Origin of the sequence: Anaeromyxobacter sp. Red801, from assembly GCF_049201065.2 — a bacterium.
Lineage (GTDB): Bacteria > Myxococcota > Myxococcia > Myxococcales > Anaeromyxobacteraceae > Anaeromyxobacter.
On the sequence record NZ_CM181236.1, the window covers coordinates 2,026,151 to 2,042,009 of the forward strand.

Below are 15,859 nucleotides of genomic sequence, written 5' to 3' on the forward strand. Positions count from 1 at the left end.
CAGGAGATCGCACATGATCTGCATCGCCATCCTCGCGGCCCTGGCCGCGATCCCGCTCGCCGTCCGCGCCGAGGCGCCGCTCACGCTCGCCGCGGCGCTGGAGGAGGCCCAGCGCGCCAGCCCGGACCTCGCCGCCGCCCGCGCGCGGCTCGACCAGGCGCGCGCCGCGTCGGACCGCGTCCGCGCCGGGTACCTCCCGCAGGTGAAGGTCGGCGCGACGTACACCCGCAACTCCGACGAGGCGAAGCTGGAGCTGCCGGTCGGCTACACCATCCGTGACACGGGCGCGCCCACCTCCGGCGCCGGCCTGCCCGGCGCCCCGACCCCCTACGCGGCCGTCCCGTCGCAGGTGGCCGGCTCGACCATCCAGGCCCGCGACCAGCTCGGGGCGCAGCTCGAGCTCACCCAGGCCGTCCTGGCGCCGCAGCTCTGGTTCGCGATCGACGCCGCAGGCGCCAGCGCGCGCGCCTCGGCCGAGCAGGCGGAGGCGGCGCGGCGCGAGCTGCGCTTCGGGGTGGCGCAGGCGTTCTACGGCGCCGCCGCGGCCGTGAAGGCGGTGGAGGTCCAGGAGCGGCAGCTCTCGGTGGCGAGCCTGCACGAGCGCGACGCCCAGGTGCAGGTGCAGGCCGGCACCGCCGCGCGCATCGCGCTGCTGCGCGCGCAGATCGATCGCGCCCGCGCCGAGGAGGACCTGGTCCGGGCGCGCAACGGGCTCGCCGCCGCGAGGAGCACGCTGGCCGCGCTGCTCGGCCGCGGCGAGGCGACGGACTTCGAGCTCGTGCCGCCGCCCGCGCCGGAGCTGCCCGCCGACCTCGCGCCGCTGGAGGACGAGGCGGTGCGGCTGCGCCCGGAGCTGCGCGCCGCGGGCGCGTCCGTGGAGGCCGCCGGGGCGTCGCGGCGGGCGGCCACCGCGCGGTACCTGCCCACGCTCGGCGCGTTCGGGCAGGCGCGCTGGTCCAGCGTCGCCGGCTTCTCCGGCAAGGAGGAGAGCTGGGCGGCGGGCCTGTCGCTCGAGTGGGAGCTGTTCGACGGCGGCGCGCGCGAGGCGGGCCGGCGCGAGGCGGGCGCGCGGCTCGCCGAGGCGGAGGCCACCCGCGCCTCGCTGGCGCTCCAGGCGCGAGACGAGGTGCGCCGGGCGCGCCTCGACCTCGCCTCGGCCCGCGCCAACCGGGCCAAGGCGGAGGAGCAGGTGACGCTGGCGCGCGAGAACCAGCGGCTCGTGGAGGTCGCGTTCCGCGCCGGGCAGGCCACCTCGCTGGAGGCCACCGACGCGAACGTGGCGCTCGCGACCGCCGAGCTCGGCGCGGTGAACGAGGGGCTTGCGGCGGACCTCGCCGCGCTCCGTCTCCTGCGCGCGGCGGGGATGTACGGGGGGTAGGTGCGCGGCGCTGCCGCGCGTCGATCTCCCGGCGTTCGTGTCACCCCGCGTGCGCCGCGCGCGGTGCGTGGCCAAGGTCTACGCTCCCGCCGTCACGACGACGGAGGTCGACCATGGGCATCCTCGACGAGCTGACGAAGGGACTCGGCGCCGGCGCGCCCGGCGCGGCGCCCGCGGCGGGAGGGCAGGGCTCGCTGATCCAGGCGGTCATGGGGCTGCTCTCGGGCGGCGGGCTCCAGCAGCTGGTCGCGTCGTTCCAGCAGAAGGGCCTGGGCGACGTGATCGGCTCCTGGGTCTCCACCGGCCCGAACCAGCCCATCTCCCCGGGCCAGCTCGGCGAGGCGCTCGGGGCGGACCGGCTCCGCGGCCTCGCCCAGCAGACCGGTCTCGACGCGGGCGCGCTCACCAGCCAGCTCTCGTCGCTGCTGCCGGGCCTGGTGGACCGGCTCACGCCGGACGGCAAGCTGCCGGACGCGGGGTCGCTCCAGGAGAAGCTGGGGAGCGCGCTGAAGGGGCTCTTCTAGCGGGCGCCGACGTTGATCGGCAGCGGCCCTGTCCCGCGCCGACGTGGCGCGCGCGGACACCCATCCCGCATGCCCGCTGGAGCGAGCGCGCGGACCCACCGTATGCCTCCGGCTCCACAGGAGGTGGGTTCGCGTGATCGTGAGAAGGACGTGGGTGCTCGCGGCGCTGCTGGCGCTCGCAGGCTGCAAGGGTTCGACGGGCGACGCCGGGTCGGCGGGGCAGGCGGGGCTGCAGGGTCCGGAGGGGCCGCAGGGGCCACCGGGGCCGCAGGGAGCGCCGGGGCCGCAAGGCGACGTGGGGCCGGTCGGGCCTGCGGGCCCGATCGGACCCGCCGGCGCCCAGGGGCCCATGGGGCTCACCGGGATGCAGGGCCCCGCGGGCCCTGTCGGACCGCAGGGACCCGAGGGGCCGCCGGGGCCGGACGCGCGCTTCGGCGAGCCCGGCTACGCGGTGGACGGGCGCGGCCGCGAGTGCACCATCGGTGAGGTGTGGCTGGTGGCGGGCTCCGTCGCGGGCGCGACGCCGGCGCGCGGGCAGGTCGTGCCGATCACCTCGAACACGGCGCTGTTCTCGCTCATCGGGGTGCAGTTCGGCGGCGATGGCCGGACGACGTTCGCGCTGCCCGACCTCAGCCAGGCCGCCCCGAACGGCCTCACCTACGTCATCTGCACGCAGGGCATCTACCCGTCGCGCCTCTGATCGCGCGGAGCCGCCGCTCGACATCGTCCGGAATCGCGCGCCCGGCCGCCCGGCCGGCGCGCGCGCTCCTCCGTTCGCGGATCCTCGCCCCGCCCGGCGCGTTTCGGGTTACGTTGCGCCCGCTCGCTCGTCGGACACCGTGGAGGCCTGTGAGGATGGAGGAGAAGCTCGCGTCGCTCGCGCCCGGGCGCCTGGCGGTCATCATCGAGGAGGGCCTGCGGGGGCACCACGTGCTCTTCGAGCCCGACCAGATCCGCGCCGCGTACGCGGTGCCGGACGAGCCGGTGACGCGCGAGGAGGCCGACGCGCTCGGCGAGGCGCTGCTCACCATCTGCCGCGACCCGCTCCCGGTGGCCCGCGGCGCGGTCGGCACGCTCGACGAGGGCACGCGCCTCGCGCTCATCCGTCTCTACTTCCGCCTCCTCGATCGCGCCGGCGAGGAGCTGCGCCGGATGCACTGATGCGGCCCCCCGCCGCCCTCGAGCAGGCGCGCTTCCCCGAGGCGATCCTGGACGTGCTCCGCCGGCTCGCCGCCGCGGGGCACCGCTCGTGGCTGGTGGGCGGGGCCGTGCGCGACCTGCTCCTGCACCGGCCGCGCGCCGCCACCGACTTCGACGTCGCCACGCCGGCCACGCCGCAGCAGGTCATGGCGCTGTTCCGGCGCGTCATCCCCACCGGCATCGACCACGGCACCGTCACGGTGCTGGTGGGCGACGAGAAGGTCGAGGTCACCACCTTCCGCGGGGAGGGCGACTACGTGGACGGCCGCCGCCCGGCCACGGTCACGTTCCTGGCCGAGCTCGAGGCCGACCTGGCCCGGCGCGACTTCACCATGAACGCGATGGCGTACGACCCGCTCCAGGCGGACTTCCGCGACCCGTTCGACGGCCGCGTGGACATGAGCCGCCGGCGCATCCGGGCGGTGGGCGATCCGGCCGCGCGCTTCGGCGAGGACGGGCTCCGCGCCATGCGCGCGGTCCGCTTCGCCGCGCAGCTCGGCTACCGGCTCGACCCCGCCACCCGCGCCGCCATCCCGGGGGCGCTCGAGGTGGTCCGCAAGGTGAGCGTCGAGCGGGTCGCCGAGGAGCTGTCGCGCCTCGTGCTCGCCTCGCACGCCGGGCCCGCGCTGCTGCTGCTCCGCCGCACCGGGCTGCTCGGGGTGGTGCTGCCCGCGCTGGCGGCGCTCCCGCTCGCCGCGTACCGCCACGCGGTCGCGGTGGTCCGCCACGCCCCCGCCGAGCCGGCCCTGCGCTTCGCGGCCCTGCTGCACGGGGTTGGCCCCGAGGAGGCGTCCAGGATCGTGTTCGGCCTGCGACTTCCCCGCCGCCTCTCCGAGGAGGTCGGGACGCTGCTCCGGGCGTACGCCTGCCCGGCGGCACGCCACCCGGCCGCGCTGCCGGACGCGCCGGCGGACATCCGGCGCTGGCTCGCGCGCACGGGCCCGCGGCGCGTGCCGTCGGTGTTCGAGCTGGTGGCGGCGGAGCTCCGCACGCTCCCGCCCGCGCGCCACGCCGCGGCCGCGCAGGAGGTCCGGCGGGCGCGCGCGGCCATCGACGCGCAGCTCGCGGCGGCGCCGCCGCTCGCGGCCGGCGACCTCGCCCTGGACGGGCGCGCGGTGATGTCGCTCCTCGGCCAGGGACCGGGACCCCACGTCGGCGAGGCGCTCCACCACCTGCTCGACCGGGTGCTGGAGGATCCCGCCCGGAACACGCGCGAGGCGCTCGAGGCCGAGCTGCTCCGGTGGTGGGCCGGCCGGGGCGGGGCCTTATAATTCAGGCGGGGTTTCGCGATGGCGCCGCGGGTGCTGCTCATCGAGGAGGACGGGCCGCGCCGCGACCGGGCGCGAGCCCTGCTCGAGGCCGAGGGCTTCGCGGTGGACGCGAGCGGCTCGGGCCTCGACGCGATCGCCCGCGCGCTCTCGCTCCCGCCGGACGTGATCGTCGCCGACCTGCGCCTCCCCGATCTCGAGGGGCACGCGCTCGCGGCGCGGCTGAAGCGCGAGCGGTCGCTGCAGGCGGTGCCGTTCGTGGCGCTCGGCGAGACGCAGGAGGATCACGACCTCGCGCTCGCGGCCGGCGCCGACGGCTTCGCCTCGCGCGAGCCGGACGCGCGCCTGGGCGAGGAGGTGCGCGCGTTCCTCGCCGGCAAGCGCGAGCGGCTCAGCGAGGCCGGCGAGCGGGCCGGGCTGCGGGCGTTCTCGGGCACGCTGGCGGCGCAGCTCGAGTCGGCCGTCGCGGGCGAGCGCCGCGCCACCGAGCGGCTGCTCGAGGTGGACCGGCTGAAGAGCGCGTTCATGCACAACCTCGCGCACGAGCTGTCCACGCCGCTCACGCCGCTCGCCGGCTACCTGCGCATCCTCCAGTCGGACAAGCTCGGGCCGCTCCAGCCGCAGCAGCGCCGGATCGTGGACGCGATGCTCGGCTCGGTGGCGCGGCTGAGCCGCATCGTGGACAACCTGTCCGACTTCGCCAGCCTGCAGGCCGGGCGCGCGCCCATCGTCGAGGCGCCGGTGGTGCCGGACCAGCTCGCCGACGACGTGGTGGCCGAGCACCGGCCGGCCATCCGCGACGCGCGGCTGCACGTGGCGGTGTCGCACGCGGGCGGCGGGGCGGTGCTCGCCGACGCGCGGAAGCTCCGGCAGGCGCTCTCCAACCTCGTGTCGAACGCGGTGAAGTTCTCGCCGCACGGCGCCGAGGTGCTGGTCGAGGTCGGGCGCGAGCCGGGGCGGCTGCGGTTCACGGTCTACGACCAGGGGCCGGGCATCGGCCCGGCCGAGCTGGAGCGGGTGTTCGAGCCGCTGCATCACGCGGCGGCGCGGGCGGGGGAGGAGGCCCGGCTGCCGGGCTCCGGCCTGGGGCTGCCGGTGGCGCGGCGCATCGCCGAGGCGCACGGCGGGCGCGTGTGGGTCGAGAGCCCGCCGCGCACCCAGCCGGCGAGCGCGGCCCGCCAGTTCAACGGCTGCAAGTTCGTGCTGGAGATCCCGGTCCGCCCGGCCGACCAGCCCCCCGCCGATCCGGCGGCGCCGCCCAGCGCCTCGCTCGGTTGATCCGGGCCGCGGCCGGCGGTACACCCCCGCGTCCGGACTCCTCATGCGCATCCTGGTCGCCATGTCGGGCGGGGTCGACAGCTCGACCGCCGCCGCCCTCCTCGCCGGCGAGGGGCACGAGGTGATCGGCGTCACCATGCGCGTGGCCGACTACTCCGACGCGGCCCGCGGCCGGTCCTGCTGCGCCCCGGACGACGTCGAGGACGCCCGCGCGGCGGCGCGGCGCCTCGGCATCCCGTTCTACGTCGCGAACGTGGAGGCCCGCTTCCGCGAGCGCGTCATCGACCGGTTCGTGGACGACTACGTCGAGGGCCGGACGCCCAACCCGTGCGTCGCCTGCAACACCGAGGTGAAGTTCGACTGGCTGCTGGCCCGGGCGCGGGCCCTCGGCGCGAAGCTCGCCACCGGGCACTACGCCCGCGTCGAGGAGCGGGGAGGGCGCCGCCGTCTGCTCACCGCCGCCGACCCGGCGAAGGACCAGAGCTACTTCCTCTACGGCCTGGGCCAGGACGCGCTGCGCGACGTGCTGTTCCCGGTGGGCGCGCTGGCGAAGCCCGCGGTGCGGGCCGAGGCGGCGCGCGCCGGCCTGGCGGTGGCGGAGAAGCCCGACTCGCAGGAGATCTGCTTCGTCACCCGCGGCGACGCGGGGGACTTCGTCGCGCTGCGCGCCCCGGCGCGGGTCCGGCCGGGCGAGATCGTCTCCACCGCGGGCGAGGTGCTCGGCAGGCACGACGGCGTGCACCGGTTCACCGTGGGGCAGCGGCGCGGGCTCGGGATCGCGGGTCCGGCGCCGCGCTACGTGGTCCGGCTGGACGCCGCGGCCGCGCGGGTGGTGGTGGGGAGCGCCGAGGAGGCCTCGCGCGATCGCTTCGAGGTGCGCGAGGCCACCTGGGTGTCCGGGGCGCCGCCGGCGGGCGCGGTCGCGCTGACGGTGAAGGTGCGCCACCGGCACGAGGGCGAGCGCGGCACGGTGCGCGCATCGGCGGGCGGCGCGGGCGCCGAGGTCCGCCTGGCGCGGCCGGTGCGCGGCGTGGCGCCGGGGCAGGCGGCGGTCTTCTACGACGGGGACGAGGTGGTGGGCGGCGGGCGCATCGCCTGAGGCGCGCGCCGCGCCGCGCCGGGCGTGCTGCACCACCCGGCAGGGCCCGGCTGGAAGCTTGCCCATCAGGGCACGACGGCCTAATCCATGAGCCGCCATGCAGCTCAGCGACGGCCGCCACGTCCCGGATCTCCACCTCGATCGCGCGCAGGTCGAGCGCTGCCGCGCGCTCGCCGACCGCATCACCGCCCCGGTCCTCGAGTTCGTCGGGCGGCACACCACCGTCTCGATCGAGCGCACCGTCCTGCGCCTGTTCGGCCTGCACGACGCGGGGCCGCGCGGCGTACCGCTCGTGAACATGGCGGTGGACGCGCTGCACGAGAAGAAGCTGCTGCACCGCGGCGCCGCCTACTGGATGGGCTACGTCATGCGCCGGGGCGCCTCCGATCCGCTCGCCGTGGTCGAGCGGATGGCCGCGCTCCCCGCCGACCCCGAGCCGCTGCCGCCCGCCGAGGAGCAGGCGCTGCTGGCGGAGATGCGGGCCGAGGCGCGGGCCGGGGTGGACGAGCTGCTGTCGCGGGTGAAGGCGCGCGACGCGCTCCGCGGGGAGCTGGGGGTGGGGCCGCGCCCGCACAAGTACCTCATCGTCGCGACCGGCAACATCCACGACGACGTGGAGCAGGCCCGCGCCGCGGCGCAGGCCGGCGCCGACGTCATCGCGGTGATCCGCTCCACCGCGCAGTCGCTGCTCGACTACGTCCCCCACGGCGCGACCACCGAGGGCTACGGCGGGACCTACGCGACGCAGGAGAACTTCCGGATCATGCGCGAGGCGCTCGACGACGAGTCGCGCAGGCTCCGCCGCTACGTCCACCTCACCAACTACTCCTCCGGCCTGTGCATGCCGGAGATCGCGTTCTCGGCGGCGTGGGAGCGGCTCGACATGCTGCTCAACGACGCGATGTACGGGATCCTGTTCCGCGACATCAACATGAAGCGGACGCTGTGCGACCAGCACTTCTCCCGCCGCATCTGCGCGCTGGCCGGCATCCTCATCAACACCGGCGAGGACAACTACATCACCACCGCCGACGCGGACGAGGCGGCCCACACGGTCATCGCCTCGCAGTTCGTGAACGAGAGCTTCGCGCACCGCGCCGGCCTGCCCGACCGGCTGATCGGGCTCGGCCACAGCTTCGAGATCGACCCGGAGCGCGAGGACACCATCGCGCGCGAGCTGGCGCAGGCGCTGCTGGTGCGGACGCTCTTCCCCGAGGCGCCCATCAAGTACATGCCGCCCACCAAGCACAAGCAGGGCGACATCTTCTTCAGCCACGCCTACGACATGATGTCCGACGTGGTGGGCTGGGTCACCGGGCAGGGCATCCAGCTCCTCGGCATGATGACCGAGGCCATGCACAACCCCTTCCTGATGGACCGCTACGTGGCGCTGAAGGGCGCCGACTACGTCTACCGGGCCTGGCGCTCGATGGGCGCGGAGATCACGTTCCGGCCGGGCGGGATGGTGGAGTCGCGCGCGCGGGAGACGCTGGGCAAGGCGCTGGCGCTCCTGGAGGAGGTGGCCCGCGACGGCCTGCCCGCGTCCATCGCCCGGGCGCGCTTCGGCGACGTGGCGCGCGCCGAGGACGGCGGCAAGGGGCTGTCCGGCGTGGTGGCCCGCGATCCGGCCTACTTCAACCCGTTCCTCGAGATCCTGGAGGGCGCGCGATGATCCGCACGCGATCCGCCGGCCGCGCGGCGCTGGCGCTCTGCCTGGCGCTCGGGCCGCTGCTCCTGGGCGGCTGCGCCGGCCTCCGCGAGGCGCTCTCGCCGGCGCCGGAGGGCGTCCCCTCGGGCCGGCCCGGCTGGCTGGTGTACACGGTGGGCGGGCTGCGCTTCGAGGCGCCCGAGGCGTGGCGCGCCTCGGGATCGGCGCGCAAGCTGCGGCTGGAGGCGCCGGACGGGAACGCCCGGCTCGACGTGTCCACGCCGGAGCAGCCGTTCGAGGGCGAGCAGGCGTGCCTGGCGGACGCCGAGGCGGTGCTGAAGCGCGGCGAGGCGATGGAGCGGGCCCGCCGCCACCCCACGCGCTTCGCCGGCGCCCGCGCGTTCTCGTTCGAGGGCGACTCCGGCGGCTGGCACGTGTGGGCCTGGGCGGCCTGCGACGGCGGCAGCCAGTACCAGGTGTTCTTCACCGCGCGCACGCCCGCCGGCGCGGAGGCGATCGACGCCTGGCGGACGCTGTCCAGCAGCGCGCGCATCGGGGGGCAGGCATGACGCTGCACGAGTGGGAGCCGGGGCAGGTGGTCCGCCCGTACGGCGACCGGCGCGACGACGGCGTGGTGCAGCTCTCGTTCGTGCTGCCGGTCCCGCCCGGCGAGCGCGCCCGGGAGGCCGCGGCCGAGGTGGCGCGCAAGATGGGGCTGGAGCAGGTGCACGTGGCGGCCATGGAGCCGGCGGCCGATCGGTACACGTTCTTCGTGGTGTACGGGCGCAGCACCGTGGCGGTGGACTACGGGCGCATCCAGGTGCCCGAGGTGGTGGTCCGCAAGAAGGGCTTCGACGAGCTGAACGCCTACGCGCTGCGCGAGGTGGGGCGGCGCATCGTGGTGCTGGGCGCCTGCACCGGCTCCGACGCGCACGCGGTCGGCATCGACGCCATCATGAACATGAAGGGCTACTCCGGCGACTACGGCCTCGAGCGCTACGCCTGCTTCGACGCCACCAACCTGGGCGCCCAGGTCGAGAACCAGCGCCTCGCCGAGCTGTGCCGCGACCGCCACGCCGACGCGGTGCTGGTCTCGCAGGTGGTGACCCAGCGCGACGTGCACAAGGAGAACGCGCGGCAGCTGCTCGACGCGCTGGAGCGGCTCGGGATCCGCGGGCGCGTCACCGCCATCCTGGGCGGCCCGCGCATCGACCACCGGCTGGCGCTGGAGCTGGGCTACGACGCCGGCTTCGGGCCGGGCACCAAGCCCTCCGACGTGGCGAACTTCGTGGTCGGGTCGGTCCTGAAGCGCATGGGCAAGGAGATGCACTGATGGCCCCGGTGAAGGCGGCGCTCCGGCTGCGCATGTCGCAGGCCGACGCGCACTACGGCGGCAACCTGGTGGACGGCGCGCGCATGCTGGCGCTGTTCGGCGACCTCGCCACCGAGCTGCTCATCCGGCACGACGGCGACGAGGGCCTGTTCCGCGCCTACGACTCGGTGGAGTTCCTCGCCCCGGTCCACGCCGGCGACTACGTCGAGGCGGAGGGTGAGATCGTGAAGGTGGGCAGCACCTCGCGCGCCATGCGCTTCGAGGCGCGCAAGGTGATCTCGCCTCGCCCGGAGCTCTCCGACTCCGCCGCCGAGGTGCTCGCCGAGCCGGTGGTGGTCTGCCGCGCCACCGGCACCTGCGTCGTCCCCAAGGACAAGCAGCGCCTCGCGCGCTGAGCCGGTCCACCCGTTCGGCCGCGCCGGGCGCGGCCGGGAGGCCCTCATGGCCGAGAAGACGATCGTGACCGCGGCGGTGGTCGGCGCGGAGGTGACCCGCGCCCAGAACCCGGCCGTCCCCTACACGCCGCAGGAGATCGCCCGCGCCGCGGTGGACGCGGGGCGGGCCGGCGCCGCGGTGGTCCACCTGCACGCGCGCTGGCCCGACGGCCGCCCGTCGCAGGCGCCGGAGCACTTCCGCGAGATCATCGACCGCGTCCGCTCGGCCGGGAGCGAGGTGGTGATCCAGTGCTCGACCGGCGGCGCGGTGGGCATGTCGCTCGACGAGCGGCTCGGCTCGCTGGTGGACGGCGCCGAGATGGGCACGCTCAACATGGGCACCATGAACTTCGGCGACGAGGTGTTCGTGAACACCCGGCCCGACCTGGTGAAGGTGGCGGGGCGTCTCCGCGAGCGGCGGCTCGTGCCGGAGTGCGAGGTCTACGACGCCGGCATGCTGGACACGCTGCGGTGGCTCCTGGAGAAGGGCCACCTGGCGCAGCCGTACCACGTGCAGTTCGTGCTGGGCGTCCCCGGCGGCATGGCCGCGAGCGAGCGGAACCTGCGCTTCCTGGTGGAGGGCCTGCCGGAGGCGGTCCACTGGTCGGTCGCGGGCGTGGGGCGCTTCCAGCTCCCCATGGTCGAGCTGGCGGCGCCGATGGGGGGCCATGTGCGCGTGGGCCTGGAGGACAACCTCTACGCGGCCAAGGGCGTGCTGGCGAAGGGCTCGGACGAGCTGGTGTCGCTCGCGGTGGAGCGGGTGGGGCGCGCCGGGCGCGAGCCCGCCACGCCGGCCGAGGCGCGCGCATTGCTCGGGATCACGTGAGCCGCGCTGCGCGTCCGTGCGCGTGTCCATCCCTTCGCTGGCTTGACGCTCCCGGAAGGGGAAGCTACCTTCGCGCGGTTTCACGCGGGGGACGCGCGCTCCATGACCAAGGCAGACCTCATCGAGAAGGTTCAGGCGCTCCACGACGACCTCTCCAAGCGGCAGGTGGCGCTCCTGGTGGACTCGGTGTTCGAGCACCTGGCCAAGGGCATCCGCAAGGACAAGCGCTTCACGATGCCGGGGTTCGGCACGTTCGTGGTGAAGCGCCGGGCCGGCCGCGTGGGCCGCAACCCGCAGACCGGCGCCGAGATCCAGATCGCCCCCACCAAGACGGTCGGGTTCAAGCCCGCACCCGAGCTGAAGAAGGCGCTGTAGCCGCGAGCCACGCATGAGCAGCCTCACCGACTGGCTGAAGGACTTCCGCGCGCTCCACGCGAAGGCGCGCGCCGGCGCGCTCGCCGGCCGCGAGGCCGACGTCTACCGCGCCGGCCGCGACGAGCTGGCCCGCGCGCTGCTCGCGGCCCAGCGGCTCACGCTGAAGCCGGGCGAGCAGCCGCGGCAGGCGCTGCGCGTGGCCCGCGCGCTCCAGGTGGACCTGGACATGTTCACCTCGGCCGCGCGCGCGCTGACCGTGGACGTCTCGAGCGGCGGGTTCGCCTGCCTGCTCGCGAAGGCGCCGCCGGCGGGCGAAGAGGTGAAGGTCTCGATGCGGCTCCCCGGCGGCGAGACGCTCGCCTGCCGCGCGCGGGTCACCGACGTGAAGCCGCTGCAGGGCAACGTGCGCGCTTCGTTCCAGCTCGTCGGCCTCACGGCGGCCGAGCGCGAGCGCCTCGAGCTGATGGTGTTCGACACCGTCCTCGAGCAGCTGACCGCCTGAGCCGGCGCCGGAAAGCGGCGAGGCGCCCCGGTTCCCCGGAGCGCCCCGCCCGACGCGCACCCACGCGCGCCTCCCGCACTACTTCTTCGCGAGCAGCTCCACGTCCACGTCGAGCTGCACCGTCCACATCCAGTCGGTGCCGGTCGCGCCCTTGTAGTAGTCCTGGTCGAGGAAGAAGACCGGGCCGGTGAGGACGTCGATGGCCGGCGTGAAGTACAGGCCGATGCCGCCGCCCGCCGCGCCCATCCAGTTCTTCCCGGTCGCCACGTCGGCGAGGAAGATGATCTTCTGCAGGCCGGGCAGGTTCACGGTCACGTCCGGCGACACCCAGCTCGCCATGAAGCCGGCGCGGTTCACGTCGCCGTCGGAGCCGGTCCACAGCGCCTTCGAGCCGGCGCCGTAGTAGCCGCCCACCCCCAGGATGCCGAGGGGCGTGGTCTTCCCGAGCGTCGCGTGGAGGAGGTGGTAGTCGGACACGTCCTTCTCGAACCCGGCGTTGGCGATGCCGGCGGACAGGCCCGGGGCCCAGCTCGCCAGCGCGCCCTCGGGCAGCGTCAGCTTCGCGTTGAGCTGCACGTACTTCTTGGTGTCGCCCGGGTAGAAGAAGTCCACGCCTGCCTCGGCCTGCAGGTAGGGCAGGCTGAACAGGCCCAGCTCCAGGCCGGTGTCGATCTGCAGCGCGCCCTGCTCGGCGAAGTAGGTGTCGTAGGTGAGGTGCGGGACGAGCGCCGGCTGCGTGTACGTGGTCGCCGGCGTCCAGAACGTGGTGGACGGCGTGGCCCGCGCACCCTGCGCGACGGCGAGGAGCGCCGAGACCGCGAGCGCCTTCAGAGCACTGTTCATCGGGTGAGATCCTCCGTGGTGGTCGTCGCGGCCGGGTGACCGCTCGCCCGGACGGGTTTGCAGCGCGCGTGCCGCGGTCGATGCCGCGTGAACTGGCGGGTTTTCCGCGGCCGGCGGCGCGGATGAGCGCTGCCGGGGCAGCGGCGTGCGCGCGCCGCGGGCACGCGCCCAGGGTTCACCGACCGAGAGGTCACGGAACGTCAACGCCCGCCCCCGGAGGCCGGGGGCGGGCGCGGGTCGCCGAGGCGGCGGCTTCGATCAGGCGGCGCTGGAGCCGGGGCTCGGGTGCGCCACCGGCAGCGGGGCGTGCGCGGCGGCGCCGGGCGCGGCGCCGGCCGTCTCGAGGTCGGTGGAGAGGTAGGCCCGCTCGCCGGCCTCGGCCTGGTCGAGGCCGGTCCACTCGTCCTGCTCGTCGGCGCGCAGCGGGGTGACGAGCGCCACCAGCCGGTACAGCCCGTAGGACAGCCCGCCGGAGAACACCAGCGTCACGGCCACGCCCAGGGCCTGCTTGCCCACCAGCGCCAGGCTCGCGTCCGCGCCGGCGGCGTTCACCGAGGTGGTGGCGAGCGCGCCGGTGAGCACCGCGCCGAGCGTGGCCGCCACGCCGTGGACCGCGAACACGTCGAGCGCGTCGTCCAGCCCGAGCCGCGGGCGCAGGCGGATGGCGCCGAAGGAGGCGAGCGCCGCGACGGCGCCCAGCACCAGGCTCGCGCCGGGCCGGATGAAGCCGGCGGCGGGCGTGATGGCCACCATGCCGGCCACCGCGCCCGAGGCGAGCCCGACGCCGGAGACCTTCCCGTGCATCAGCAGCTCGGCGAGGCCCCAGGCGGCGGCCGCCGCCGCGGGCGCGAAGAAGGTGTTCGCGAACGCGGTGCTGGCGAGCCCGTTCGCGGCGAGCGCGCTCCCGCCGTTGAAGCCGAGCCAGCCGAACCAGAGCAGGCCCGCGCCGAGGATCGCGAACGGGACGCTGTGCGGGAGCACCGTGGGGGCGCGCAGGCCGCGGCGCCGGCCCAGCACCACCGCGCCGACCAGCGCCGCCGCGGCGGCGTTCACGTGCACCACCGTGCCGCCGGCGAAGTCGAGCACGCCGAGGTTGCGGAGCCAGCCGCCCGGCGCCCAGACCCAGTGCGCCACCGGCGTGTAGACCACCAGGCTCCACAGCGCGACGAACAGCACGTACGCCTTGATGCGCATGCGCTCGACCACCGCGCCGGAGATGAGCGCCGGCGTGATCACCGCGAACATCGCCTGGAACAGCATGAACGCCGAGTGCGGCACCGTGGCCGCGAGGGACGGCTCGGGCGCGTCGCCCACGCCGGCGAGCCCGGCCCAGCGCAGGCCGCCCACCAAGCGGTCGAGCGCGCCGGGCCCGGGGGCGAACGCGAGCGAGTAGCCGACCGTCGCCCAGAGCACGCCCACGATCGCCATGCAGACGATCGAGAGGTTCATGGTGTGGACGACGTTCTTGGCGCGGACCAGGCCGCCGTAGAAGAACGCGAGGCCGGGGGTCATGAGCATCACCAGGCCGGCGCTGACGAGGACGAGGGCGGTGTCGCCGGTGTCGATGCGGTCGGCGGCGGAGGCGAGCGCGGGCAGGGCGACCAGCAGCGGGACGAGGAGCTTCTTCACGGATCCTCCGGGGCAGGCGCGCGGGGCGCGGTCCCGCTCGCCCACTGCAGCGCCCGTGCCGGCGCCGCGCGCCCGGATCCCGGGCGTTCCCGCGCCCGTTCGCGGTGCATTGCCCGGCTCGGCGGCAGCGGGCTGCCCCACCGGCGGGCAGATCGCTGCCGGCGGCGCGCTCCGGCTGCCCGATCAGCGGGCAGTGCGCGAGGTGCGCTTCGCCGCCGTGCGGGAGGCGGGCTTCTTCGCGGGCGTCGCCGCCTTGCGGGTCCCCACCTTGGCGGTGGCCTTCGCCGCGGTCGCCTTGCGGACCGGCGCGGGCTTGGCCGCCGGCTTCCGCGCCGGCGGCGGCTCGGGCCTCGGCTCCGGCGGGAGCACGGCCGGGACCACGGCGGGATCGTCGTCGGAGGCGCTCGACACCGCGGGCGGCGCGCCGGCCACCGCGCGGTAGGGACCGCGGGCGCGCGCCTCCACCTCGGCGGCGCGGCCGGCCCAGTCGCGGGCGCCCGGGGCGAGCCCGGCGCCGTCGAGCGCTGCCGTGGCCGCGGGGCGGTCGCCGGCGCGGATCCGCAGCGCCGCCAGGTGCAGCGCCGCGCGGGCGCGCTCGGGCGCGGGCGTGCCGGCGGTGTCCGCCACGAGGCGCTCCAGCGCCTTCACCGCGTCGGCCGCCGGCGCCTCGCCGGCCAGGGCCAGCTTGGCGAGGCCGTAGGCGGCGCGCGGGTGGGTGGGCGAGGCGGTCAGCGCGGCCGCGTACGCGGCGCGGGCGGTGGCCGCGTCCCCTCGGGCCCGGCGCGCCACGTCGCCGTGCAGGGCGAGGCCGGCCGGCAGCGTGCGATCGGCGGCGGCGGCCTGGGCGGCGTCGGCCGCGGCCGCGAGCGAGCCGGCCGCGAGCGCGATGCGCGCCTGCAGCGCGTCGGCGAAGCGCGAGCCCTGCGCCGCGGCGGCCGCGGCGGTGGCGTCGCCGAGGCTGCGCCGCGACAGCGCGAGCGTCCCGCTCGCCAGGCTGGCCCAGCGCGGCACCTCGGCGGCGCGGCCGGGCTCGACCAGGAGCGCCTCGGCCTGCGCGCCGGCGGCCTCGTCGCGGTAGTCCACGTGCAGCGCCGCGAGCGCGTACGCGCGGAGGCTGCCGGCGTCCAGCGGGTCGAGCGCGGCGAGCGGCTCCAGCAGGTCCGCCGCCTCGCGGTATCCCGCCGCGGTGTCGAGGCGGATCAGCTCCTCGGCGCGCTGCATCCCGGCCTGGAGCGCCTGCCGGCGGTGGTGCGCGCGGTAGGCGAGCAGCGCGGCCCCGAGCAGCAGGACCACGCCGGCGCCGGCGATGAGCGTCACCCGGGAGCGGCGGGGCGGCCGCGAGGCGCCGGGGGAGGGGGCGCGCGGGCGCGCCGGGCCGTCGCCGTCGAGGTCGGCGGGCGGGGCGTAGGAGTCGTCGTCGAGCTCCACGAAGCCGTCCTCGGACGGCGCCGCGGCAGGGTCGGGCAGGGGGGGCTTTCGCATCGGCAGGTCGGGGGCGGGGGCACGGCGAGGGTACTGCCCG

Annotated in this window: 17 protein-coding genes; 14 read left to right on the forward strand and 3 right to left on the reverse strand. The window is 76.3% G+C overall.

From position 1 onward, the window contains the following. The first annotated feature begins 13 nt into the window (after window positions 1-13). From ACOQFB_RS09240 to ACOQFB_RS09305, 14 genes are all read left to right on the forward strand, one after another. Window positions 14-1,378, forward strand: a complete 1,365-nt coding sequence (locus tag ACOQFB_RS09240; protein ID WP_421610361.1) for a TolC family protein — start codon at window positions 14-16, stop codon at window positions 1,376-1,378. Window positions 1,379-1,491: 113 nt separating this feature from the next. After that, window positions 1,492-1,902 (forward strand): YidB family protein, encoded by a 411-nt coding sequence (locus ACOQFB_RS09245; RefSeq protein ID WP_082100269.1) that lies wholly within the window; start codon window positions 1,492-1,494, stop codon window positions 1,900-1,902. A 133-nt stretch (window positions 1,903-2,035) separates the two neighbouring features. Then, on the forward strand, window positions 2,036-2,602 hold the full coding sequence (locus ACOQFB_RS09250) for a tail fiber protein (RefSeq protein WP_059438294.1): 567 nt from the start codon (window positions 2,036-2,038) through the stop codon (window positions 2,600-2,602). 155 nt (window positions 2,603-2,757) lie between these two features. Further along, window positions 2,758-3,063 carry a hypothetical protein gene (locus tag ACOQFB_RS09255; protein ID WP_012526402.1) on the forward strand — a complete coding sequence of 102 codons (306 nt, stop codon included), beginning with the start codon at window positions 2,758-2,760 and terminating at the stop codon, window positions 3,061-3,063. Continuing rightward, window positions 3,063-4,373: a CCA tRNA nucleotidyltransferase gene (locus ACOQFB_RS09260; RefSeq protein ID WP_059438293.1), complete on the forward strand. Its 1,311-nt coding sequence runs from the start codon at window positions 3,063-3,065 to the stop codon at window positions 4,371-4,373. Before ACOQFB_RS09255 ends, ACOQFB_RS09260 begins: the two co-directional genes overlap by 1 nt. Before the next feature lie 18 nt (window positions 4,374-4,391). Continuing rightward, the gene (locus tag ACOQFB_RS09265) at window positions 4,392-5,648 is read left to right on the forward strand and encodes a hybrid sensor histidine kinase/response regulator (protein WP_059438292.1); all 1,257 of its coding nucleotides are present in this window, start codon (window positions 4,392-4,394) and stop codon (window positions 5,646-5,648) included. 43 nt (window positions 5,649-5,691) lie between these two features. Next, window positions 5,692-6,747, forward strand: coding sequence for a tRNA 2-thiouridine(34) synthase MnmA (mnmA, locus tag ACOQFB_RS09270; protein ID WP_059438291.1), 1,056 nt, complete (start codon window positions 5,692-5,694; stop codon window positions 6,745-6,747). A 97-nt stretch (window positions 6,748-6,844) separates the two neighbouring features. Further along, window positions 6,845-8,419 carry a lysine 5,6-aminomutase subunit alpha gene (gene kamD, locus ACOQFB_RS09275; RefSeq protein WP_059438290.1) on the forward strand — a complete coding sequence of 525 codons (1,575 nt, stop codon included), beginning with the start codon at window positions 6,845-6,847 and terminating at the stop codon, window positions 8,417-8,419. Continuing rightward, window positions 8,416-8,964: a hypothetical protein gene (locus ACOQFB_RS09280; protein WP_421610362.1), complete on the forward strand. Its 549-nt coding sequence runs from the start codon at window positions 8,416-8,418 to the stop codon at window positions 8,962-8,964. The genes kamD and ACOQFB_RS09280 overlap by 4 nt, the downstream gene beginning before the upstream one ends. Further along, a complete protein-coding gene (kamE, locus tag ACOQFB_RS09285) occupies window positions 8,961-9,728 on the forward strand; it encodes a lysine 5,6-aminomutase subunit beta (RefSeq protein ID WP_059438288.1) in 768 nt (255 codons plus the stop codon). The genes ACOQFB_RS09280 and kamE overlap by 4 nt, the downstream gene beginning before the upstream one ends. After that, a complete protein-coding gene (kal, locus tag ACOQFB_RS09290; RefSeq protein ID WP_059438287.1) occupies window positions 9,728-10,123 on the forward strand; it encodes a 3-aminobutyryl-CoA ammonia lyase in 396 nt (131 codons plus the stop codon). The genes kamE and kal overlap by 1 nt, the downstream gene beginning before the upstream one ends. Window positions 10,124-10,169: 46 nt before the next feature. Next, a complete protein-coding gene (locus ACOQFB_RS09295; RefSeq protein WP_421610363.1) occupies window positions 10,170-10,988 on the forward strand; it encodes a beta-keto acid cleavage family enzyme in 819 nt (272 codons plus the stop codon). A gap of 102 nt (window positions 10,989-11,090) precedes the next feature. After that, window positions 11,091-11,363, forward strand: coding sequence for an HU family DNA-binding protein (locus ACOQFB_RS09300; RefSeq protein WP_011420544.1), 273 nt, complete (start codon window positions 11,091-11,093; stop codon window positions 11,361-11,363). A 13-nt stretch (window positions 11,364-11,376) separates the two neighbouring features. Continuing rightward, window positions 11,377-11,865, forward strand: coding sequence for a PilZ domain-containing protein (locus ACOQFB_RS09305; RefSeq protein WP_059438285.1), 489 nt, complete (start codon window positions 11,377-11,379; stop codon window positions 11,863-11,865). A 78-nt stretch (window positions 11,866-11,943) separates the two neighbouring features. Here ACOQFB_RS09305 and ACOQFB_RS09310 read toward each other — a convergent pair whose 3' ends face one another. The 3 genes from ACOQFB_RS09310 to ACOQFB_RS09320 all read right to left on the reverse strand — a co-directional run bounded on the left by ACOQFB_RS09310 (window position 11,944) and on the right by ACOQFB_RS09320 (window position 15,819). Further along, on the reverse strand, window positions 11,944-12,708 hold the full coding sequence (locus ACOQFB_RS09310; protein ID WP_059438284.1) for a hypothetical protein: 765 nt from the start codon (window positions 12,706-12,708) through the stop codon (window positions 11,944-11,946). Between the two features lie 258 nt (window positions 12,709-12,966). Next, on the reverse strand, window positions 12,967-14,337 hold the full coding sequence (locus ACOQFB_RS09315; protein WP_421610364.1) for an ammonium transporter: 1,371 nt from the start codon (window positions 14,335-14,337) through the stop codon (window positions 12,967-12,969). Between the two features lie 183 nt (window positions 14,338-14,520). Continuing rightward, window positions 14,521-15,819, reverse strand: coding sequence for a hypothetical protein (locus ACOQFB_RS09320; RefSeq protein WP_421610365.1), 1,299 nt, complete (start codon window positions 15,817-15,819; stop codon window positions 14,521-14,523). Window positions 15,820-15,859: the final 40 nt, after the last annotated feature.